This is a genomic window from Pseudomonas allokribbensis (genome assembly GCF_014863605.1).
In the GTDB taxonomy this organism is placed as follows: domain Bacteria; phylum Pseudomonadota; class Gammaproteobacteria; order Pseudomonadales; family Pseudomonadaceae; genus Aquipseudomonas; species Aquipseudomonas allokribbensis.
Map to the genome: position 1 here is coordinate 5,976,243 of NZ_CP062252.1, position 22,444 is coordinate 5,998,686.

The 22,444-nt window shown below is 61.6% G+C and carries 19 protein-coding genes; 15 read left to right on the forward strand and 4 right to left on the reverse strand.

Translation table 11 applies throughout. The features are described from left to right. Window positions 1–46: 46 nt before the first annotated feature. Window positions 47–1,102 carry a biotin synthase BioB gene (gene bioB, locus IF199_RS27520; RefSeq protein WP_085731680.1) on the reverse strand — a complete coding sequence of 352 codons (1,056 nt, stop codon included), beginning with the start codon at window positions 1,100–1,102 and terminating at the stop codon, window positions 47–49. Window positions 1,103–1,193: 91 nt separating this feature from the next. Between bioB and IF199_RS27525 the strand changes: the two genes are divergently transcribed. From IF199_RS27525 to rarD, 5 genes are all read left to right on the forward strand, one after another. Further along, window positions 1,194–1,934 (forward strand): ComF family protein, encoded by a 741-nt coding sequence (locus tag IF199_RS27525; protein ID WP_192559149.1) that lies wholly within the window; start codon window positions 1,194–1,196, stop codon window positions 1,932–1,934. A gap of 58 nt (window positions 1,935–1,992) precedes the next feature. Next, window positions 1,993–2,757, forward strand: a complete 765-nt coding sequence (locus IF199_RS27530; protein ID WP_192559150.1) for a TOBE domain-containing protein — start codon at window positions 1,993–1,995, stop codon at window positions 2,755–2,757. Window positions 2,758–2,829: 72 nt separating this feature from the next. Beyond that, window positions 2,830–4,731, forward strand: coding sequence for a PhoX family protein (locus IF199_RS27535; RefSeq protein WP_096817837.1), 1,902 nt, complete (start codon window positions 2,830–2,832; stop codon window positions 4,729–4,731). Between the two features lie 116 nt (window positions 4,732–4,847). Continuing rightward, window positions 4,848–5,822: a serine/threonine protein kinase gene (locus tag IF199_RS27540; RefSeq protein ID WP_096817835.1), complete on the forward strand. Its 975-nt coding sequence runs from the start codon at window positions 4,848–4,850 to the stop codon at window positions 5,820–5,822. A 66-nt stretch (window positions 5,823–5,888) separates the two neighbouring features. Then, entirely contained in the window at window positions 5,889–6,776 is an 888-nt protein-coding gene (gene rarD / locus IF199_RS27545; RefSeq protein ID WP_096817833.1) for an EamA family transporter RarD, read from the forward strand. 223 nt (window positions 6,777–6,999) lie between these two features. On the opposite strand, the gene IF199_RS27550 is transcribed toward rarD, so the two are convergent. Further along, window positions 7,000–7,518 (reverse strand): glycine cleavage system transcriptional repressor, encoded by a 519-nt coding sequence (locus tag IF199_RS27550; RefSeq protein WP_007959830.1) that lies wholly within the window; start codon window positions 7,516–7,518, stop codon window positions 7,000–7,002. A 453-nt stretch (window positions 7,519–7,971) separates the two neighbouring features. On the opposite strand from IF199_RS27550, the gene IF199_RS27555 reads away from it, so the two are divergent. Continuing rightward, window positions 7,972–10,149 (forward strand): malate synthase G, encoded by a 2,178-nt coding sequence (locus tag IF199_RS27555; RefSeq protein WP_192559151.1) that lies wholly within the window; start codon window positions 7,972–7,974, stop codon window positions 10,147–10,149. A gap of 70 nt (window positions 10,150–10,219) precedes the next feature. Here IF199_RS27555 and IF199_RS27560 read toward each other — a convergent pair whose 3' ends face one another. Continuing rightward, window positions 10,220–10,666 (reverse strand): response regulator, encoded by a 447-nt coding sequence (locus tag IF199_RS27560; RefSeq protein WP_192559152.1) that lies wholly within the window; start codon window positions 10,664–10,666, stop codon window positions 10,220–10,222. 253 nt (window positions 10,667–10,919) lie between these two features. On the opposite strand from IF199_RS27560, the gene IF199_RS27565 reads away from it, so the two are divergent. The 8 genes from IF199_RS27565 (at window position 10,920) to IF199_RS27600 (ending at window position 19,788) form a co-directional block, all read left to right on the forward strand. Beyond that, complete coding sequence (locus IF199_RS27565) at window positions 10,920–12,860, forward strand: putative nucleotidyltransferase substrate binding domain-containing protein (RefSeq protein ID WP_096817826.1); 1,941 nt, start codon at window positions 10,920–10,922, stop codon at window positions 12,858–12,860. Next, a complete protein-coding gene (locus tag IF199_RS27570; RefSeq protein ID WP_192559153.1) occupies window positions 12,857–13,564 on the forward strand; it encodes a 3'-5' exonuclease in 708 nt (235 codons plus the stop codon). The genes IF199_RS27565 and IF199_RS27570 overlap by 4 nt, the downstream gene beginning before the upstream one ends. A gap of 111 nt (window positions 13,565–13,675) precedes the next feature. Beyond that, on the forward strand, window positions 13,676–14,194 hold the full coding sequence (locus tag IF199_RS27575; RefSeq protein ID WP_096817822.1) for an RNA polymerase sigma factor: 519 nt from the start codon (window positions 13,676–13,678) through the stop codon (window positions 14,192–14,194). Next, entirely contained in the window at window positions 14,191–15,162 is a 972-nt protein-coding gene (locus tag IF199_RS27580) for a FecR domain-containing protein (RefSeq protein ID WP_192559154.1), read from the forward strand. The genes IF199_RS27575 and IF199_RS27580 overlap by 4 nt, the downstream gene beginning before the upstream one ends. A gap of 122 nt (window positions 15,163–15,284) precedes the next feature. Beyond that, on the forward strand, window positions 15,285–17,711 hold the full coding sequence (locus IF199_RS27585; protein WP_192559155.1) for a TonB-dependent siderophore receptor: 2,427 nt from the start codon (window positions 15,285–15,287) through the stop codon (window positions 17,709–17,711). Between the two features lie 74 nt (window positions 17,712–17,785). Next, a complete protein-coding gene (locus tag IF199_RS27590) occupies window positions 17,786–18,916 on the forward strand; it encodes a PepSY-associated TM helix domain-containing protein (protein WP_096817817.1) in 1,131 nt (376 codons plus the stop codon). Then, window positions 18,913–19,092, forward strand: a complete 180-nt coding sequence (locus tag IF199_RS27595) for a hypothetical protein (protein ID WP_192559156.1) — start codon at window positions 18,913–18,915, stop codon at window positions 19,090–19,092. The genes IF199_RS27590 and IF199_RS27595 overlap by 4 nt, the downstream gene beginning before the upstream one ends. A 66-nt stretch (window positions 19,093–19,158) precedes the next feature. Next, a complete protein-coding gene (locus tag IF199_RS27600; RefSeq protein ID WP_096817813.1) occupies window positions 19,159–19,788 on the forward strand; it encodes a glutathione S-transferase in 630 nt (209 codons plus the stop codon). Window positions 19,789–19,875: 87 nt separating this feature from the next. Here IF199_RS27600 and creD read toward each other — a convergent pair whose 3' ends face one another. Next, entirely contained in the window at window positions 19,876–21,246 is a 1,371-nt protein-coding gene (gene creD / locus IF199_RS27605) for a cell envelope integrity protein CreD (protein ID WP_192559157.1), read from the reverse strand. Window positions 21,247–21,411: 165 nt separating this feature from the next. Between creD and IF199_RS27610 the strand changes: the two genes are divergently transcribed. Further along, a complete protein-coding gene (locus IF199_RS27610; protein ID WP_192559158.1) occupies window positions 21,412–22,422 on the forward strand; it encodes an acyltransferase family protein in 1,011 nt (336 codons plus the stop codon). The last annotated feature ends 22 nt before the right edge of the window (window positions 22,423–22,444 follow it).

Below are 22,444 nucleotides of genomic sequence, written 5' to 3' on the forward strand. Positions count from 1 at the left end.
TGAATCAGCAGGCGCTGCCCGAGGCAGCGCCTGAAAGAACGGACGATCAGACTGCCGCGTTGTAGAACTGCTCGCTGCTCTTCTGCTCCACCAGCGCCTGCTCGATGGCGGCCTGATGCACTTCATCGGCGTGTTCTTCGCGGGCTTCCGGCTGAATGCCCAGACGCGCAAACAGCTGCATGTCCTTGTCGGCCTGCGGGTTGGCGGTGGTCAGCAGTTTGTCGCCATAGAAAATCGAGTTGGCGCCGGCGAAGAACGCCAGGGCCTGCATCTGCTCGTTCATCGCTTCACGGCCGGCGGACAGACGCACATGGGATTGCGGCATCAGGATCCGCGCCACGGCGAGCATGCGGATGAAGTCGAACGGATCGACGTCGTCAGCGTTTTCCAGCGGCGTGCCGGCGACTTTCACCAGCATGTTGATCGGCACCGACTCCGGATGCTCCGGCAGGTTGGCCAACTGGATCAGCAGGTTCGCGCGGTCATCGAGGGACTCGCCCATGCCGAGGATGCCGCCGGAGCAGATTTTCATGCCGGCATCGCGCACGTAGGCCAGGGTCTGCAGACGCTCGCTGTAGGTGCGGGTAGTGATGATGCTGCCGTAGAACTCCGGCGAGGTGTCCAGGTTGTGGTTGTAGTAGTCGAGCCCGGCCTTGGCCAGTGCTTCGGTCTGATCCTGATCGAGGCGACCGAGGGTCATGCAGGTTTCAAGGCCCATGGCCTTCACGCCTTCGACCATCTTCAACACGTAGGGCATGTCCTTGGCCGACGGATGCTTCCACGCCGCGCCCATGCAGAAACGGGTCGAGCCGATGGCCTTGGCGCGGGCAGCCTCTTCGAGGACTTTCTGCACTTCCATCAGCTTTTCTTTTTCCAGGCCGGTGTTGTAGTGACCGGACTGCGGACAGTATTTGCAATCTTCCGGGCAGGCGCCGGTCTTGATCGACAGCAGGGTGGAAACCTGGACGCGGTTGGCGTCGAAATGCGCGCGGTGCACCGTCTGCGCCTGGAACAGCAAGTCGTTGAATGGCTGAACGAAGAGTGCTTTGACTTCGGCCAAAGACCAGTCGTGACGCAGGGTGGCAGTGGTGCTGGCGCTCATGGGCGATTCCTTGGTTATGCTTGGCTGGCGCCTGGGGAAACGGAATACCCACAGGCACGACACGGATGTTCGGCATATTTAAGGAAGAGCCATGCACTGTCAACCACATCAAGATAGACCGGTTTACATCTGGTTAAATAACAACCAGCACTGTTTACTGTGCGATGAGCCGGCGGAAACCGAAACACCCCTCTGCGTGGCCTGCGAAACCGAACTGCCCTGGCTGGGTGATCAATGCGTGACATGTGCCTTGCCGCTGCCCGCTGCGGGCCTGACGTGCGGCGGCTGCCTGAAGGATCCGCCCGCCTTCGAACACGTGGCGGTGCCCTGGTCCTACGGCTTCCCGGTGGACAGCCTGATCACCCGCTTCAAGCACAATGCGAAATGGCCGTTTGGCCGCCTGCTCGGCGATGTTCTCGGGCAATTCCTGCAACATCGCTTCGATGAAGGCCTGCCACGCCCGGACGCCTTGTTACCGGTACCGTTGGCGAACAAACGTCTGCGGCAGCGCGGATTCAATCAGGCGGCAATGCTGGCGCGGTGGCTCGGCAAGCAACTGGATCTGCGCTGTGAAGAAAATATCCTGCGCCGAATTCAGGACACCAGCGCCCAGCAGGCACTCGATGCCAAGGCGCGCAAACGCAATCTGCGCAATGCCTTCGAACTTTTGCCAGACGCCCACATACAAGGTCGGCATCTGGCCTTGGTGGATGATGTGCTGACCACCGGCGCCACCGCCCAGGCACTGGCCCGGCTGCTGGTGGACGCGGGCGCCACGCGGGTCGACGTCTACTGCCTGGCCCGAACACCGAAACCTGGCGACGCGGCTTGACTCACACGCGCCAAGCGGCCAACTTCCTCCACCATCAACCCAGCACAAAGCACCCGACATGTCCTTGCCTTCCCTGTTGTCCCAGCACATCGTCCGCCGCCCGCAGCGCATCGCCCTGCTGCAACACATTGCCGAACAGGGCTCGATCACCCGCGCCGCCAAAAGCGCGGGCCTGAGTTACAAGGCGGCGTGGGACGCTATCGATGAGCTGAACAATCTCGCGCAAAAGCCGCTGGTCGAGCGGGCTGTCGGCGGCAAGGGCGGCGGTGGCGCCAGACTGTCCAGCGAAGGCGAACGGGTGCTGCGTCTTTATCAGAAGCTGCAAGCCTTGCAGGCGCAGGTACTGGAAGCTGCCGAAGACGCCAGCGATCTGGATCTGCTGGGCCGCTTGATGCTCCGGACCAGTGCCCGCAATCAATTGCACGGCAAAGTCATCAGCATCGAGCATCAGGGCCGCAATGACCTGATCCGTCTCGAACTGGCCGAAGGCCTGTGCATCGATGCGCAGATCACCCACGACAGCACCGTGCATCTGGAGCTGCAACCGGGCACCGAAGTGGTGGCACTGATCAAGGCCGGCTGGCTGGAGTTGCTGGGGCGAGAACAGGCTGCAACATCTGGTCACAATCTTCTGAGCGGTACCCTCGAAGCCATTCTCGATGCCGAAGACGGCCCCAGCGAAGTACGCGTCGCCCTGCCCAATGGCCAGACACTCTGCGCCCTGGCTGAGCCGTTGCACCTGCGCACCCACGGACTGACCGTCGAACAACCGGTGCAAGTGCAGTTCTCGCCGTCCAATGTGCTGATCGGCACACCGCTTTAGCGCGGGTTCCTGCAACAAAAGCGTCATCGCCTCTCATTAAGGTGGCTGCCAAAACCAAGCAGGGAGCCTGATGTGAGCCTATTAGAAGAAAACCAATCCACTGACCTGGAAAAAATGGTCGGCATGAGCCGTCGCGGTTTCATCGGCGCCGGCGCACTGTGCGGCGCAGCGATGTTCCTCGGCGGCAGCCTGTTGAGCCGCAGCGCGCTGGCCACCGGTGTCAGCGCCGGCAACAGCCGCCTGCTCGGCTTCGACAGCATTCCGGCCGCCACCACCGACGTCATCAGCCTGCCCAAGGGCTACAAGTCGTCGGTGCTGATCAGTTGGGGTCAGCCCCTGCACAAGAACGGCCCGGCCTTCGACCCGAGCGGCAACGGCACTGCGGCTGCACAGGAAGTGCAGTTCGGCGACAACAACGACGGCATGAGCCTGTTCGCCTTCCCGGACGACAAGAATCGCGCCCTGATGGCGATCAACAACGAATACACCAACTATCGCTACCTCTACCCCCATGGCGGCCAGCCGCAATCGGCGGAAGACGTACGCAAGGCCCTGGCCTGCGAAGGTGTGTCGGTGATCGAAGTGGCGCGCAAGAACGGTCAGTGGCAGTTCGTTCAGGGCTCGCGCTACAACCGCCGCATCCACGGCAACTCGCCGCTGCGCATCAGCGGCCCGGCTGCCGGTCATGAGCTGATGAAGACCAGCGCCGACAAGCACGGCAAGAAAGTCCTCGGCACCTTCCAGAATTGCGCCAACGGCAAAACGCCGTGGGGCACTTACCTGACCTGTGAAGAGAACTTCACTGACTGCTTCGGCAGCAGCAACGCCCAGCAGCAGTTCGACCCGGCGCAGAAACGTTACGGCGTGTCGGTCGCCAGCCGCGAGATCAACTGGCATCCGTTCGATCCGCGCTTCGACATGGCGAAGAACCCGAACGAGCTCAACCGTCACGGCTGGGTGGTGGAAATCGACCCGTTCGACCCGCAATCGACCCCGGTCAAACGCACCGCACTCGGTCGCTTCAAACATGAAAACGCGGCCCTAGCCGAGACCGACGACGGTCGCGCCGTGGTGTACATGGGCGACGACGAACGCGGCGAGTTCATCTACAAGTTCATCAGCCGCGACCGCATCAACCACCGCAACGCGAAGGCCAACCGCGACATCCTCGATCACGGCACCCTGTACGTGGCGAAATTCGACGCGGGCGACGGCAACCCCGATCACCCGAAAGGCCAGGGCCAGTGGATCGAACTGACCCACGGCAAGAACGGCATCGACGCCAGCAGCGGTTTTGCCGATCAGGCCGAAGTGCTGATCCACGCACGCCTGGCGGCCAGCGTCGTCGGCGCGACGCGCATGGACCGCCCGGAATGGATCGTGGTCAGCCCGAAAGACGGCCAGGTCTATTGCACCCTGACCAACAACGCCAAACGCGGCGAAGACGGGCAACCGGTGGGCGGCCCGAACCCGCGCGAGAAAAATGTCTACGGGCAGATTCTGCGCTGGCGCACCGACCGCGACGATCACGGTTCGAAGACCTTCGCCTGGGATCTGTTCGTGGTGGCCGGCAACCCGGGCGTGCATGCCGGTACGCCGAAGGGCGGTTCGTCGAACATCACCCCGCAGAACATGTTCAACAGCCCGGACGGCCTCGGTTTCGACAAGGCCGGCCGACTGTGGATTCTCACCGACGGTGATTCGAGCAACGCCGGGGACTTTGCCGGGATGGGCAACAACCAGATGCTCTGCGCCGATCCCAAGACCGGTGAGATTCGCCGGTTCATGGTCGGGCCGATCGGTTGCGAAGTCACCGGGATCAGTTTCTCGCCAGATCAGAAAACCCTGTTTGTCGGGATCCAGCATCCAGGCGAGAACGGCGGCTCGACCTTCCCCGAGCATTTGCCGAACGGCAAGCCGCGCTCTTCGGTGATGGCGATTACCCGTGAGGATGGCGGGATCGTCGGCGCCTGATACGGCAGCGGTCAGATCGTTCCCGCGTTCTGCGCGGGAACGATCCCCCTCAAGACAGCCCGTCTGCGCTACCATGCTGGGCCGGACGCGGCAGCCTGCTGCGCGCAGGAGTCAGCATGGCCCACCCGTTTGAAACCCTCACCCCAGACCTCGTGCTCGATGCCGTCGAAAGCATCGGCTTTCTGAGCGACGCGCGCATTCTGGCGCTCAACAGTTACGAAAACCGCGTCTATCAGGTCGGCATCGAAGACTCCGAACCGCTGATTGCCAAGTTCTATCGCCCGCAGCGCTGGACCAACGAAGCCATTCTCGAAGAGCACCAGTTCACCTTCGAACTGGCCGACGTCGAGATCCCGGTGGTGGCGCCACTTATCCACAACGGCCAGACCCTGCACGAACACGCCGGTTTCCGTTTCACCCTGTTTCCCCGTCGCGGTGGCCGGGCGCCGGAGCCGGGCAACCTCGACCAGTTGTATCGCCTCGGTCAGTTGCTAGGGCGCATTCATGCAGTCGGCGCAACACGTCCGTTCGAGCATCGCGAAGCGCTGGCCGTGCAGAACTTCGGCCACGCCTCGCTGAACACGTTGCTGGAAGGCAACTTCATCCCCAAAAGCCTGTTGCCGGCCTACGAGTCCGTCGCCCGCGACCTGCTCAAGCGCGTGGAAGACGCCTACGCCGCCACGCCGCATCAGAACATCCGCATGCACGGCGACTGCCACCCCGGCAACATGATGTGCCGCGACGAGATGTTCCACATCGTCGACCTCGACGACTGCCGCATGGGCCCGGCCGTGCAGGATATCTGGATGATGCTCGCCGGCGATCGTCAGGAATGCCTCGGACAACTGTCGGAATTGATGGACGGCTACAACGAATTCCACGATTTCGACCCGCGCGAACTGGCGCTGATCGAACCGCTGCGCGCCCTGCGCCTGATGCATTACAGCGCCTGGCTGGCCCGACGCTGGGACGATCCGGCGTTTCCTCACAGTTTTCCGTGGTTCGGCACGGAACGCTATTGGGGCGATCAGGTACTGGCATTGCGTGAACAACTGGCGGCGTTGAATGAAGAGCCGTTGAAGCTTTTCTGACACGACACGTCTATACAACTGCCCGTACAATCGCTGCTTTGTTAGCTGCCTAAGCAAGGATTCTGCATGCAAGCCGCCAACCCGCGTCGCGGGTACATTCTGGGCCTGAGTGCCTACATCATCTGGGGCCTGTTCCCGCTCTACTTCAAAGCCATCGCCGAAGTGCCGGCGGTGGAGATCATCATCCACCGGGTGTTGTGGTCGGCGCTGTTCGGCGCGCTGTTGCTGATGGTCTGGAAGCATCCGGGCTGGTGGCAGGAGCTGCGCGACAACCCGAAACGCCTGGCGATTCTCGCGCTCAGCGGCACCCTGATCGCGGCCAACTGGCTGACCTACGTCTGGTCGGTGAACAACGGCCGGATGCTGGAAGCGAGTCTGGGTTACTACATCAACCCACTGGTGAATGTGCTGCTGGGCATGCTGATCCTCGGCGAACGCCTGCGGCGCATGCAGTGGCTGGCGGTCGGTCTGGCGGCGGTCGGCGTGGCGCAGCAGGTATGGCAGGTCGGCAGTCTGCCGTGGGTGTCGTTGGTGCTGGCACTGACCTTCGGTTTCTACGGGCTGATCCGCAAGCAGGCGCCGGTCAAGGCACTGCCGGGGCTGGTGGTGGAAACCTGGATGCTGGTGCCGATCGCCCTCGCGTGGCTACTGTTCAATCCGACCGCCACCAGTGCACAAGCTGCGTTCTGGACCACCTCCGAAGCCTGGTGGCTGGTGGCAGCCGGCCCGGTGACGCTGGTGCCGTTAGTGTGTTTCAACGCGGCCACGCGGCATTTGCCCTACACCACCATCGGCTTCCTGCAATACCTGGCACCGACGCTGGTGCTGTTGCAGGCAGTGCTGCTGTTCGGTGAGCACTTGTCGTCCAGCACGCTGATCGCCTTCATGTTTATCTGGGCCGGTCTGGCGGTGTACAGCGTCGATGCGTGGATGAGCCTGCGCCGCCGCAGCTGATCAAAAAACGCACAAACCTCCACAGGCCACGGTTCTCGTGGCCTGTATCGTTCCTTCCCAAGGTTATCCACAGCGTGATCCCCGCCGTTTGTGCGCAAGTCACTGAATGCTGGCGGTTTTTTGATCAATCTTCGCCAAGCCACGGCGGACGTGGCCTGGCGGTCGGTCTCTACAGGTTATCCACAGGCAGGTGCACGTTTAAACTGGATAACCCGATCCGTCTTCACGGGTCGGTGCGCAGCACCAGTTCCACCATCAAGTCATCGGCCAGGGTTTCCAGGCGCGATTGCAGCACATCCAGCGACAGGGTCAGCGGCACCGCCAGAATCGCCTCGGCGTGGAACAACGGCTCGCTGCTCATCGGCGCCGGGCGCACTTCGGTCACCAGCCGTTCGAGATTCACACCCTGCTCGCTCAGCAGCCGGGTGATATCGCGCACGATGCCCGGACGATCATTGCCCACCAGTTCCATGGCAATCGGTTTCCAGGTGCAGGCCTGTTCAATACCGCTTTCGGCGACCAGCACACGAATGCCCTGAGCCGACAAAGCTTGTAGGGCATCGACTAATTCGTCGTAAGCCTCCGCCGGCACGCCGACCCGCAGAATCCCGGCGAACTGCCCGGCCATCCGTGACATGCGGCTTTCCAGCCAGTTGCCACCGTGCTCGGCGATGCATTGGGCGATGCGCTCGACCTGCCCGGGCTTGTCCGGCGCGAAGACGGTGAGTACGAGGTGATCCATGGCGCAGCCCTCTTGTCATGACTTTTGTTATAGAAAAACAAGTATAGGCAAGCGTTCGACAGACGCCTCAGACGCTCGAAATCACAAATCGTGTACAACTTTTTATATTTAACTGGAACAATCCATTGGTTTTTTGAGAACATCCCGTTCCGCGCCGTGACCGCAATGCGTCATGGGGTCGCAGAACGACGTAATTAGTCTGATTTTCACAACCGCAATGCATCATGTAGTATGCCGCAGCGCGCACTACATAACGTTGGATCGATGTCTGCCCAAGGCACGTTCGCAACCCTGAAAGCCCCGTCAGCAAGGCCCCAAGCCGTTGATTGGTCCCAGCCCAGCCGCCAGCGATGGCATGTACTGGTCGAGGGGTTTGTGGTTTAAATGGCCAGAGGCTTCATTGTTAAATTGAAGAGCTGAAAAGCGAAATAGCTGAGCAGAGTGAGGCAAGCAATGACTGAACACGTTCAAGTCGGTGGCCTGCAGGTCGCCAAAGTCCTGTTCGACTTCGTGAACAACGAAGCCATTCCCGGTACCGGCCTCACCGCCGAAAAATTCTGGGAAGGCGCCGACAAGGTCATTCACGACCTGGCGCCGAAGAACAAAGCCCTACTCGCCAAACGCGATGACTTCCAGGCCCGTATCGACGGCTGGCACCAGAGCCGTGCCGGTCAACCACACGACGCCGTGGCCTACAAAGCCTTCCTGCAAGAGATCGGTTATCTGCTGCCAGAAGCGGCTGATTTCCAGGCAACGACGCAAAACGTCGATGACGAAATCGCCCGTACCGCCGGCCCGCAACTCGTGGTCCCGGTGATGAACGCCCGCTTCGCCCTCAACGCCTCGAACGCCCGCTGGGGTTCGCTGTACGACGCCCTGTATGGCACCGACGCCATCAGCGAAGCCGGCGGCGCGGAAAAAGGCAAAGGCTACAACAAGGCGCGTGGCGACAAAGTCATCGCCTTCGCCCGTGCGTTCCTCGACGAAGCGGCGCCACTGGCCGCCGGCTCCCACGTCGATTCCACCGGTTACAAGATCGCTGACGGCAAACTTGTCGTCACCCTCAAGGGCGGCAGCAACAGCGGACTGCGCAACGATGCGCAACTGATCGGTTTCCAGGGCGATGCGTCGGCTCCGATCGCGATCCTGCTGAAGAACAACGGTCTGCATTTCGAAATCCAGATCGATGCCAGCACCCCGGTCGGCCAGACCGACCCCGCTGGTGTCAAAGACATCCTGATGGAAGCGGCGCTGACCACCATCATGGACTGCGAAGACTCCGTGGCCGCCGTCGATGCCGACGACAAGGTTGTGATCTACCGCAACTGGCTAGGTCTGATGAAGGGCGACCTCGCGGAATCCGTTTCCAAGGGCGGCCAGACTTTCACCCGCACCATGAACCCGGATCGCACCTACACCAAGGTCGACGGCAGCGAACTGACCCTGCACGGCCGCTCGCTGTTGTTCGTGCGCAACGTCGGTCACCTGATGACCATCGACGCGATCCTCGACAAGCACGGCAATGAAGTGCCGGAAGGCATCCTCGACGGTCTGGTGACTTGCCTGGCGGCGATGCACAACCTGAGCGGCAACACTTCGCGCAAGAACACCCGCACCGGTTCGGTCTATATCGTCAAACCGAAGATGCACGGCCCGGAAGAAGCAGCGTTCACCAACGAACTGTTCGGTCGCATCGAAGACGTGCTGGGCCTCAAGCGCAACACCCTGAAAGTCGGGATCATGGACGAGGAACGCCGTACCACGGTCAACCTCAAGGCCTGTATCCAGGCGGCCAGCGAGCGCGTGGTGTTCATCAACACCGGTTTCCTCGACCGCACCGGCGACGAAATCCACACCTCCATGGAAGCCGGCCCGATGGTGCGCAAGGCTGACATGAAGGCTGAAAAGTGGATCGGCGCCTACGAAAACTGGAACGTCGATATCGGTCTGAGCACCGGCCTGCAAGGTCGTGCGCAAATCGGTAAAGGCATGTGGGCGATGCCCGACCTGATGGCGGCGATGCTCGAACAGAAAATCGCTCACCCGATGGCCGGTGCCAATACCGCCTGGGTTCCATCGCCGACGGCTGCCGCGCTGCACGCGCTGCACTACCACAAGGTCGACGTGTTCGCCCGTCAGGCCGAGCTGGCCAAACGTGCTCGCGCTTCGGTCGATGACATCCTGACCATCCCGCTGGCGGTCAACCCGAACTGGACCCCGGAGCAGATCAAGAACGAACTGGACAACAACGCCCAGGGCATTCTCGGTTACGTGGTGCGCTGGATCGACCAGGGCGTGGGTTGCTCGAAAGTGCCGGACATCAACGACGTCGGCCTGATGGAAGACCGTGCGACGCTGCGTATCTCCAGCCAGCACATCGCCAACTGGCTGCGCCACGGAGTGGTCACTGAAGCGCAAGTGATGGAAAGCCTCAAGCGCATGGCGCCGGTGGTTGACCGTCAGAACGCCAACGACCCGCTGTACCGTCCGCTGGCACCTAACTTCGACAGCAACATCGCCTTCCAGGCGGCGGTGGAACTGGTGATCGAGGGCACCAAACAGCCGAACGGTTACACCGAGCCGGTCCTGCACCGTCGCCGTCGCGAGTTCAAGGCTGCCAATGGCCTGTAACCCGCGCTGATGCCGGACATGAAAAAGCCCTGATCTTTCGATCAGGGCTTTTTTGTTTGCGTCGGATTAGCTAGGGCTCGATCCCCAACTCATGCTTGACCAGCCCAAGCAATTTGACGGTATCAATCGGCTTGAGCAAAAAATCCACCACGCTCAAATGCATCGCCGCGATGGCGTCCTTCACGTCGGCATCACCCGACACAATGATGATCGGCATCGCCGCCCGTACCGACTCGCGCACCTGGCGGACCAGCTCGAGACCGCCGACATGCCCCATCCGCAGATCCGTGATCACCAGCCCGATGGAAGGTTTTTCCTCGATCATCTTCAGCGCGGATTCGCCGCTGGCTGCCGTCATGCAACGAATGCCGTCCAGTGCCAGGATCTCCGACAGCAACTCGCGGGCGTCCTTGTCGTCATCAACGATCAGTACCCGCTGCGGCGGCAGGTCGGGTTCCAGCATGACGGCGCTGAGCGCTTCCCGCTCGGCGTCGCTCAAAATATCGTGGTCGGACATGGCGTTCTCTACGTTTTCAAATCGATCCCCTGGCACAGTGGTCAGACATCGCTGGGCAGAGCTTCAATGTGCACTTCGTCGGATTTTTTTCCAAGGGGCTAACCTGAGAATTTCCGACTGTTTGTGTAGGGCATATCCGAAAACTACCCAACGGCACGCCAAACCTAGACTTACGTCCAATGGGCACCCCGCGCGATGGGGTCGACCATGGCTGCAACGATCCAATAACAACAATTCGAAAAAGACTGCGGTAATGGTTATGAGTAAAGCGGACGCCTTCACCCAGGCAGGGAAAACCGCGGTGTTGCAGAACATTCAGGGCACTTTGCAATTCCTCCAGCGCTTCCCCCCTTTCAATCAGATGGAACACGCCCACCTGGCCTATCTGGTGGAGCAATGCCAGCTGCGCTTCTACGGTCAGGGCGAGAGCATCATCAAACCCGCCGACGGGCCGGTCGAACACTTCTACATCGTCAAGCAGGGCCGGGTGGTCGGCGAGCGGCCGCACACGGCCAAGGGTGGCACCGAAACCACGTTTGAAATCACCACCGGCGAGTGTTTTCCCCTCGCCGCACTGCTCGGCGAACGGGCGACCCGCACCGAGCATCTGGCCGGCGAAGACACCTTCTGCCTGCAACTGAACAAACTGGCGTTCATCAAGCTGTTCGCCCTCTCCAACACCTTCCGCGACTTCGCCCTGCGCGGGGTCAGCAGCCTGCTCGATCAGGTCAACCAGCAAGTCCAGCAGAAAGCCGTGGAAACCCTCGGCACCCAATACTCGCTGAACACTCGCCTGGGCGAATTGGCCATGCGCCATCCGGTGACGTGCAGCCCTTCCACTCCACTGCGCGAAGCGGTGAAGCTGATGCACGAACAACAGGTCGGCAGCATCGTCGCGGTGGATGAGCACAAGGCGCCACTGGGGATTTTCACCCTGCGCGATCTGCGCCATGTGGTGGCTGCGGGCGTCGGCGACTTCAATGAACCGATCGAACGCCACATGACGCCCTCGCCGTTCTATCTGTCGCCGGATCACAGCGCCTTCGATGCGGCGATCGCGATGACCGAGCGGCATATCGCCCACGTCTGTCTGGTCAAGGATCAGCGTCTGTGCGGCGTGGTCTCCGAGCGTGATCTGTTCTCGCTGCAACGGGTCGATCTGGTGCACCTGGCACGGACCATCCGCAGCGCCCAGCGGGTTGAACAACTGGTGACCCTGCGCGGCGAGATCGGCCAACTGGTGGAGCGCATGCTGGCTCACGGCGCATCGTCGACCCAGATCACCCACATCATCACCCTGCTCAACGATCACACCGTGTGCCGGGTGATCGAACTGACGCTCGCGGAGAAAGGCGACCCCGGCGTGCCGTTCAGTTGGCTGTGTTTCGGCAGCGAAGGCCGGCGTGAGCAGACCCTGCACACCGATCAGGACAACGGCATTCTGTTCGATGCGCGGGATGCGGCCCATGCGGCGGAGATTCGCGGCAAGTTGCTGCCCATCGCCCAGCAGATCAATAACAGCCTGGCGCAGTGCGGCTTCACTCTGTGCAAAGGCAACGTCATGGCCGGCAATCCGCAGCTGTGCCTGTCCCGTGCCGAATGGGCTCGACGCTTTGCCGCGTTCATCCGCGAGGCAACGCCGGAGAACCTGTTGGGCTCAAGCATCTATTTCGACCTGCGGGTGGTCTGGGGCGACGAACAGGGTTGCGAGCAATTGCGCCGGGGGATTCTCGATCAGGTCGGCGACAATCGTTTGTTCCAGCGGATGATGGCCGAGAACGCCTTGCGCAACCGCCCGCCGGTGGGGCGTTTCCGTGAATTCGTGCTAACCCGCAAGAACGGCGAGAAAGCCACGCTGGACCTGAAGATCCAGGGCCTGACGCCGTTTGTCGACGGTGCACGTCTGCTGGCTCTGGCCAATGGCATCGACGCCAACAACACCCTCGAACGCTTCCGCCAGTTGGTGGAGAAAGAAGTCATCGACCGACTGGATGGCGCCGCGTACGAGGAGGCTTATCACTTTATCCAGCAGACACGCATGCAGCAGCATCAGCTGCAGACCCGGGAAAACCTGCCGTATTCGAACCGGGTCGATCCCGACAGCCTCAATCATCTGGACCGGCGCATCCTGCGTGAATCCCTGCGTCAGGCCCAGCGCCTGCAAAGCAGCCTGACCCTGCGGTATCAGCTATGAGCCTGTTCTCGTGGCTGCGTCCGGCCAGCCCGGTTCTGCCGGACGATCTACAACAACGCCTGGCGAAACTGCCGGCAATCGGCGAACTAAGCGAATGCAGCCTGCGCGAACAGCGCTGGGTGGTGCTGGATCTGGAAACCACCGGGCTGAACCTGAACAAGGATCGGGTGCTGTCGATTGGCGCGGTGGTGATCGAGGACGGCGCCATCGATTTCAGCCAGCAGTTCGAACGCACCCTGCAATGTCGCGAACTCAAGCTCAGCCCCAGTGTTTTGATCCACGGGTTGGGACCGAACGCGATTGCCGCCGGCAGCGAGCCGGCCGAGGCGCTGCTCGAGCTTCTGGAGTTTATTGGCGACAGCCCGGTGCTGGCGTTTCATGCGCCGTTCGATCAGCACATGCTGGGCCGGGCGGTGAAAGAACACCTGGGCCACAAGTTGCAGCAAGTGTTTCTGGATGTCGCCGACATTGCACCGCTGGTTTGCCCGCAGGCGCACATCCGCGAGGCTGGGCTGGACGAGTGGATCGACTGGTTCAAGCTCGAAGTGTTCGAGCGCCACCATGCCAGCGCCGACGCACTGGCCACGGCGGAACTGGCGTTGATTCTGTTCAGCCGGGCACGTCAGCAGCAGATTCACAGCCCATTGAATTTGCAGCAACGCCTGAGTCAGTGGAAGCGCCGCCAGCAGACGCATTCGTTCTGAGCCCCGGGTTGTCGCCCGACAACCCGACCGGTGGCCAATTGCTAACCATTCCCACCTCTGCCACAATCGCGAACAATTCTCGTTAGTTAGCATTTCCCAGTCGGTGCCTTCGTGTCGTCAGCCCAAAGCCCTCACAGTGAGCTCGTCGGTGCGTTGTATCGCGACCATCGCGGCTGGCTGCTGGGCTGGCTGCGGCGCAACGTGGCCTGCCCGCAACGCGCCGAAGACCTGAGCCAGGACACCTTCGTCCGCCTGCTCGGTCGCGAGGAACTGCTGACGCCCCGCGAACCCCGAGCCTTTCTGGTGGCCATCGCCAAGGGTCTGCTGTTCGACTACTTCCGTCGCGCGGCACTGGAACAGGCTTATCTCGCTGAGTTGATGCTGATCCCCGAAGGCGAGCAGCCGTCGGTCGAAGAGCAGCAACTGATCCTCGAAGACCTCAAAGCTATCGATCGTCTGCTCGGCCAATTGTCGACCAAGGCCCGCGCCGCATTCCTTTATAACCGTCTCGACGGCCTGACCCATGCCGAGATCGCCGACAAACTCGGCGTGTCGGTGCCGCGCGTGCGCCAGTATCTGGCCCAGGGCATCCGCCAGTGCTACATCGCCCTGTACGGTGAGCCGACATGAACCCGGCCAGTTCCAAACCGGTCTCGGCCCACGTGCTGGACGCGGCGATAGCCTGGCAATTGACCCTCGATTCCAGCAGCCCGCTGGAGCGCGAAGAATTCGCCAAATGGCACGCCGCCAACGAAGAACACGCCCGTGCCTGGCGTCAGTTGGGCATGCTCGACCAGCGTTTCAGCGTGGCCAACGGCCCGGCCCGCAGCGCGTTGCTGCAATCGCGCGAAGGCATCCGTCGCCGGGTGCGCAAGCTCGGCAGCGGTCTGGCCAGTGTTGTCGCGGTGGTCGGCCTGTCACTGTTTGCCGCAGAACACTATCTGCCGCTGGATTACTGGCTCGCCGACCAGCGCACCGCTACCGGTGAACAACGCACCGTACGGCTGGCGGACGGCACCGTGATCAACCTCAACACTCACAGCGCCGTGGATGTGCGATTCAATGAAAAGCAGCGGCTGATCGTGCTGCAGGAAGGTGAAATCCTCATCGAGACCGGTCATGGCGATGCACGACCGTTCATCGTCGAAACCCGCGAAGGCCGCATGCGCGCGCTGGGTACGCGGTTTCTGGTCAAACGCGAAGAACAGGGCACGCGCCTGAGCGTGTTGCAGTCGGCCGTCGCGGCGCATCCGCAATCCGATCCGCAGGAACAGATCCTGCGCGAAGGCCAGCAGGTGCTGATCCGCAATAACGGGCTGGGCGCAGTCGTCGCGCTCAACCCCGGCGCCGATGCCTGGACCCGCGGCATGCTGGTGGTGGACAACGCTCGCCTGGAAGACCTGATACACGAGCTCGGTCGCTATCGTCGTGGCCATCTGGGCATCACACCGGAAGTCGCCGACCTGCGCATCACCGGCAGTTTCCCGCTGCACGATACCGACAAGGCGTTGAGCGCCCTGCTCCCGACCCTGCCGGTGCAGATCGAGCAACATACGCCGTGGTGGGTCACCGTGGCCAAGGCTGATCCGAAGCCCTGATCCTCTGCCATAACGCCGTCCATTTCGCGTTAATGGAAATTATTTTCATCCAGCCCTATCACTTTTCGATTCTCGTCCGGCACACAGGCAATTGAGAAATATTTCCATTCAGGAGCCGCCGTATGTCCCGTTCGCTAGACACCTTGTTGCGCCCCAGTTTGCTGGCGGTCGCCATTGCCCTCTGCACCCCGCTGGCCAGCAGCCAACTGATCGCCGCAGAACAGGCGTCGAGCGTTCGCGCCTACAACCTGCCGGCCGCGCCGCTCTCCACCACCCTGAACCAGATCGCCAGCCAGGGCGGCCTCACGCTTTCGCTGAATCCGTCGCTGGCGGCGGGCAAGACGTCGGCGCCAGTCAACGGCCAATATGACGCGGCAGGCGCACTGAGCGCCGCCCTGCGCGGCACCGGCCTGCAACTGGAACAAAGCAGCACCGGCACGTACACCCTGGTCGCGGTGCCGGAAGGCGTGATGGCCCTGCCGGAAACTTCGGTAATCGGTGTGGAAAACTCTGAAAGCGCCTGGGGCCCGGTCGAAGGCTACACCGCCACTCGCACCGCCGCCGGCACCAAGACCGACACCGCGCTGGTCGAAGCACCGCGTTCGATCTCCGTCGCCACCCGCCAGCAGATGGACGACCGCAGCGTCCACAGCCTCGATGACGCCGTGCGCTACATGCCGGGCATCACCGCCAGCAGCTACGGCAGCGACACCCGCTCCGACTGGCTGCGCGTGCGTGGCTTCGAACCGACCCAGTTCCTCGATGGCCTGCCGCTGCCAAAAGGCGTGTACGCCAACCCGAAACAGGAAACCTGGAACCTCGACCGCCTCGCCCTGCTGCGCGGCCCGGCCTCGTCGGTTTACGGCCAGACCCCGCCGGGCGGCCTGCTGGACATGGTCAGCCGACGTCCAAGCGATGTGCAGAGCAGCGAAATCCAGTTGCAGTACGGCAGCGACAACCACCGTCAGATCAACTTCGCCAGCACCGGCAAGATCGACGACGCCGGTCAGTTCCTCTACGGCCTCAGCGGCGTGGTACGTGAAAGCGGCACGCAGATCGATCACGTCGACAACAAGCGCTACAACATCGCGCCGAGCCTGACCTGGAACATCGACGACGACACCAAGTTCACCCTGCTGACCCAGTTCACCCGCGACGATACCGGCATCACCAGCCAGTTCCTGCCAGTGCAGGGCACCAAGATCGACATGCCGTTCGGCAAGGTTTCCCACCACAAGAACCTCGGCGATCCGGACTGGGAATACTACGACCGCACCTACTACGCGCTCGGTTATGCCTTCGAACATCGCCTGAACGATGTGTGGCAGTTCAAGCAGAACCTGCGTTACACCAAGTCGGATCTGTCGTTCCAGAGCCTGACCCCGGGTTCGTATCCGTACACCCAGGTGGACAACGCTGGCAACGTCGGCCGCACCAGCACCAGTGTCGAAGAGGACATCAGCCAGTTCGCCGTGGACAACAACTTCCAGGCTGACTTTGCCACCGGCGACATCCGCCACACGCTGCTGCTGGGTCTGGATCACCAGCGCAGCAACACCAACTACACCTCGATCTTCGGTGACGGTCTGACCACCAACGTGCTCAACCCGATCTACGGTCAGCCGATCGTACGCCCGGCGCGCTCCACCGCCTTCTACGACTACGACCAGAAGACCTACCAGACCGGTCTGTACGTGCAGGACCAGATGGCCCTCGACCAATGGCGCCTGACCCTCGGTGGCCGTGAAGACTGGGTGCACACCGGTACGAAGTTCATCAACAAGGCCGACGCCACCAACACCGACCGCGACAAGGCCTTCAGCGGCAACGCGGCACTCAGCTACGTGTTCGACTCCGGTTTCGTGCCGTACATTTCCTACGCCGAATCCTTCCAGCCCACCAGTGGCGCCGACGCCTCTTCCACTGAATCGCTCAAGCCGACCGAAGGCAAGCAGTGGGAACTGGGCATCAAGTACCAGCCGCCCGGCAGCAAGACCCTGCTGTCCGCCGCGGTGTATGACCTGACCCAGAAAAACGTCTCGGTAAGCTCCTTCGTCAACGGAGTATCGATCACCAGCCAGACCGGCGAAGTGAAAGTCAAAGGCCTGGAGCTGGAAGCCACCTCCGATGTCACCGACAACCTGAAAGTCATCGCCGCCTACACCCTGGCCAAGTCCGAAGTGCAGAACGGTGCCGACAAAGGCAATCGCCTGCAACTGATGCCGAACCAGCAAGCCTCGCTGTGGACCGATTACACCTGGCACAGCGGCGTGCTCGACGGCTTCGGCGTCGGCGGCGGTGTGCGTTACACCGGCAACACCTACGGCGACAAGGCCAACACCTGGCTGGGCAAGGCTGACGCCTACACCGTGTTCGATGCCGCCGTGCATTACGACCTCGGTCGCCTGGACAACAGCCTCAAAGGCGCGTCGCTGGCACTCAACGCCACCAACCTGCTGAACAAGGACTACATTTCCACCTGTGACAGCTTCTACTGCTACTACGGCGACCAACGCAGCGTCGTCGCCAGTGCCACCTACAAGTGGTAAGCGCTTGAGCTGAAACAGGCCCTGCAACCAGGCCGTCCCTCGTGGACGGCTTTGGTGTTTTTGAAGGTCATGAAATGAAAAGTAAAACAATCCGCCGCTGGTCGTTCGTCCACACCTGGACCAGCCTGATCTGCACCGTGTTTTTGCTGCTGCTGGCCCTGACCGGCCTGCCGCTGATCTTTCATCACGAGATCGAGCATCTGCTCGGTGACGCACCCCAGGTGCGCGAGATGCCGGCCGATACGCCGCACCTGAATCTGGCGCAACTGGTGCAAGCCGCCGAAGCCCATCGCCCCGGTGAAGTCGTGCAGTACTTCGGCTTCGAAGACGACGAGCCGAACACCGTGCTGACGATCATGGCGAAGACGGCCGGCACCGAGCCGAACTCCTCGCACACTTTCATGCTCGACGCCCGCACCGGCGAAGCGCTGGAAACACCCTCGGCCAACGGTGGCCTGATGCTGTTCATCCTGCGCCTGCACGTCGACATGTTTGCCGGTTTGCCGGGCAAGTTGCTGCTGGCGTTCATGGGCGTGCTGTTCGTGGTGGCGATCGTGTCCGGGACGGTGTTGTACCTACCGTTCATGCGTCGCCTGGACTTCGGCACCGTGCGCCGGGACAAATCCACCCGTCTGCGCTGGCTCGATCTGCACAACCTGATCGGCGTGGTGACCCTGACCTGGGCGCTGGTGGTCGGTGTGACGGGAGTGATCAGCGCCTGTGCCGATCTGATCATCGCGGCCTGGCGCAACGATTCGCTCAACGCTATGATCGCGCCCTACCGCGATGCGCCGCCGCTGACTCACCTCGCCCCGGCCACTCGCCTGCTGGATATCGCCGGCGAAGTCGCGCCGGGGATGAAACCGGACTTCATCGCGTTCCCCGGCACCCGGTTTTCCAGCGAGCACCACTACTCGGTGTTCATGAAGGGTGGCACCCACCTGACCTCGCACTTGCTGACGCCAGTGCTGATCGACGCCAGCAACTTGCAGGTCACGGCGGTCGCTGAACGGCCGTGGTACATGGACGCCATGGGCATGTCGCAGCCGCTGCACTTTGGCGACTACGGCGGCATGCCGATGAAAATCCTCTGGGCCACCCTCGATGTGCTGACCATCATCGTCCTCGGCAGCGGCGTGTACTTGTGGGTGGTGCGGCGCAAGGCCGCGAAACCGGTGCTGGAAACAGCGGAGGCTTCGGCATGAAACCGCGTCAGTCGAATTTCTGGAAAGTCTTCAGCACGCCATTGGTGATCGCGTTGCTCAGTGCGGCGGGGTTGTTCGCCGCCCTGCTGGGCGACGGGGTCTGGGATGGCTTGAGCTGGATCGGTCTGGGTGTGCCAGCCGCACTCGCCCTTCGCGGTCTGCTGCAACGGCACTGAATGGCTTGAGCCTGACGGGCAACGCGCTATGCTGCCCGTTCATTGCCCTTGACCGAGACCCTGCCGATGTCCGCTCCCAGCATGACCCTGTTCCACAACACCCTGTCCCCGTTCGTGCGCAAAGTCATGGTGCTGCTGCACGAGACCGGCCAGCAGGATCGCGTCGCCTTGCAGGACTGCGTCCTGACACCGGTCAACCCCAGCACTGCGCTGAACGAAGACAACCCGCTGGGCAAGATCCCGGCCCTGCGCCTGGCTGATGGCAATGTCATCCATGACAGCCGGGTGATTCTCGATTACCTCGACCACCAGCACGTCGGCAACCCGCTGATCCCTCGCGACGGCTCGGCCCGCTGGCGTCGTCTGACCCTGGCCTCGATGGCCGACGGCATCATGGACGCCTCCGTCATGGTGCGTTACGAGCAAGTGCTGCGTGCCCCGGAAAAGCACTGGGACGAGTGGCTCGAGGCCCAGCGCGACAAGATCCGCCGGACCCTGGCGCTGCTGGAGCGCGACGCCATCGCCGAACTGACCTGCCATTTCGACGTCGCTTCGATCAGCGTGGCCTGTGCACTGGGTTATCTGGATCTGCGCTTCCCGGATCTGGGCTGGCGTGAAGCCAACCCGCAACTGGCCAACTGGTTCTTTGAAGTGAGCCAGCGGCCGTCGATGATTGCGACAATGCCGAAGGTTTGATGCGCGGGGCGGGAGGCAGTGACGCAAAGATCAGCGTCACCAATACCTCTGCCTCCCGCTGATCCTCACGCAACCCCACAAACCGGCTCATTGCACCGCTCCGAGATCAAACTCCAGCGGTTTGGCCGGTTTCTGCCCGACGCCATACCAGTCCAGGTTACGGGTCAGCACCATGAACACGCCCAACAGGCCGAACAGCAACAGCGAGCCCATCAGCAGCGCGTAATCCTCGGCGCTGAGCAAGCCGTAGAGCAGGCCATACAACGCCGCCAATCCCGCCGAAAAACTCAGGCCATGACGCACGCTGTGCAACACGTGGCAGACATAGAAGCCAATCAGCAACACACAACCACTGGCCGACAGCAGATACGCCAGGGCAAACCCGATGTGTTCCGACAACGACAGCAACAACAGATAGAAGAACGCCAGCGCCACGCCCACCAGCGCGTATTGCACCGGGTGCACGGCCAGGCTTTTCAATATCTCGAACAGGAAGAAACCGGCGAACGTCAGGACAATGAACAACAGCGCATATTTGATCGCCCGGTCACTCTTCAGGTATTGATCCACCGGATCGATGAAGCTCACCCCGAAACTGCGGCCGTTGAACGCCTCGCAATCCTTGCCCGAGACGCAACGGTTCATGGCCTCTTGCAGGTTGGTGGAGAAAAACGAGGTCTGCCAATCGGCGGTGAAGCCCTGATCGGTGACTTCACGCTTGGCCGGCAGGAAGTTGCCGATGAAGCTCGGGTGCGGCCAGTTGGCGGAAAGATTCACGCGGCTGGTCTTGCCCACCGGCAGCACCTGCAACGAGCCGGTGCCTTGCAAGCGCAGGTCGAAACCGAAGGCCAGTTCCGTGACCTGAGTTGTATCGAGTGCCGGCAACGTCGCCCGAACGCCCTCGCCGAGCCAGCCCACTTGCGTGCCGGGCACGAAGTCCAGGCGTTGCGAACCGAGTTCCAGTTTCAGGGCATTTTCGATCCCGCGAATATCACTGATGCCAATTGCGAGAAACGGCGCATCGAATTTGTAATCAGCAAAATCTTCCTTGATCCCCAACTGCGCCGGCAGCGAAAAATGCCCGCTGATGCGGTTGTCGGCGTGGAACAGCCGCGCTTCATAGATGCCCCGGGCACGCAGTTCGGTCTGCACCTGGCCGTCGAGTTCGAAGCGCTCCGGCAGGAAGTACAAGCGTCCACGTTCCTCGCCGATTTCCTGATAACGCTCATCGGTCTTTTCCTTGGTTTTCCAGGTGCGCACCACTTTGCGGTACGGCACCACCATCACCGGCCCGCTGATCTGCTGGCTGTAGCTTGAGCTTCTGGCGATGTCTTCGAGCACACCGTCGCGCAGTTGCTGGCGATCATCGATGACGCCGTCGATCATCAGCAGCGGCACCAGCAGTAACAGGATCAACAGGGCAATGGCCCCGAGCTTGAATGTCAGATTTCGGTTCATCGGAACGCTCCCTTGTTGGAATGGAGCGAGTCTGTAAACGCTGTGTGGGTTTGTGATGGAGGTTGTGTGGGCTTTGTGTGGAAATACCTGTAAAACGCCTTTTCCGTCATCAAGTGCAGGACCACTTCGCGCCATAAGGGCAAGGTTCGAACAAGGATTATTCAATTGCGAAACAACTCATTCGACTTGATCAGGCATTTTGCCGCGCTGATGGTGCTGGTCAGTCACCACTTCGCACTTTGGGGTCAGGAAGAGCCTGGCATCGCCGGCTACAGCTCATTGGGCGGCATCGCCGTCATCGCCTTCTTCTCGATCTCCGGCCTGCTGATCACCCACAGTTTCCTCAATGCCAGCAGCGTCACCGACTACCTGACCAAACGTGTCGCGAGGATTTTCCCGGCGCTGATCGCCTGCGCGTTCATCATGACGTTTGTGGCGGGCGGGATATTTGCCGACGGCTATATCACCGGTCCTGCGGCGCTGATCGACTTCCTGCGCATCTCGCTGTTCGGCCGCGCGGCAATCGATGAAATCACCAACGGTTTTATCTTCAGCGAGTCGTTCAATGGCAGCCTGTGGACACTGAAGATCGAATTCGCCTTTTATCTGCTGGTGGCGGCCGCGCTGAGTCTGTACCGCCGGGCTGCGACGGCCGGTGCAATGCTGGTGGCGTTCTGTGTTGCGACCTATGTGCTGGGCAATGGCCCCGCCTCGGCGCTGACGCAGAAACTGGCGGTGTATGGCTGTGCCGGTATCGCCTTTTTTGCCGGGTCGCTCCTGGCCTTCTACAAACAATACCTGGGCGCCAGACATCGAATGGCAATGACGCTGGTGGCCTGTCTCGGCCTGATGCCGTTGGCGACGGGAACCCCGTTGACCGGGGTGGTCGTCACACTGTGCATTTGCCTGGCCACGTTGAGCCTGGGCCTGCTGTATATCGATAGCACCATTCGTGGCCGGTTCGACCTCTCCTACGGCATCTATCTGTATGCGTTTCCCGTACAGCAATTGGTGATCAACAAGACGTCGCTGACGTTCGTGCCGTCCATGATCGTGTCGGCGCTGATCGTGATCGCGTTGGCCATCGCGTCCTGGCTGTGGATCGAACGACCGGCACTGCAATGGGTGCACCGCCGAAGCAAGGCCCGGATCAATGAGGTGATGACGCCGTCCTGAGCGCAAGACGGCTCGCCCGAGT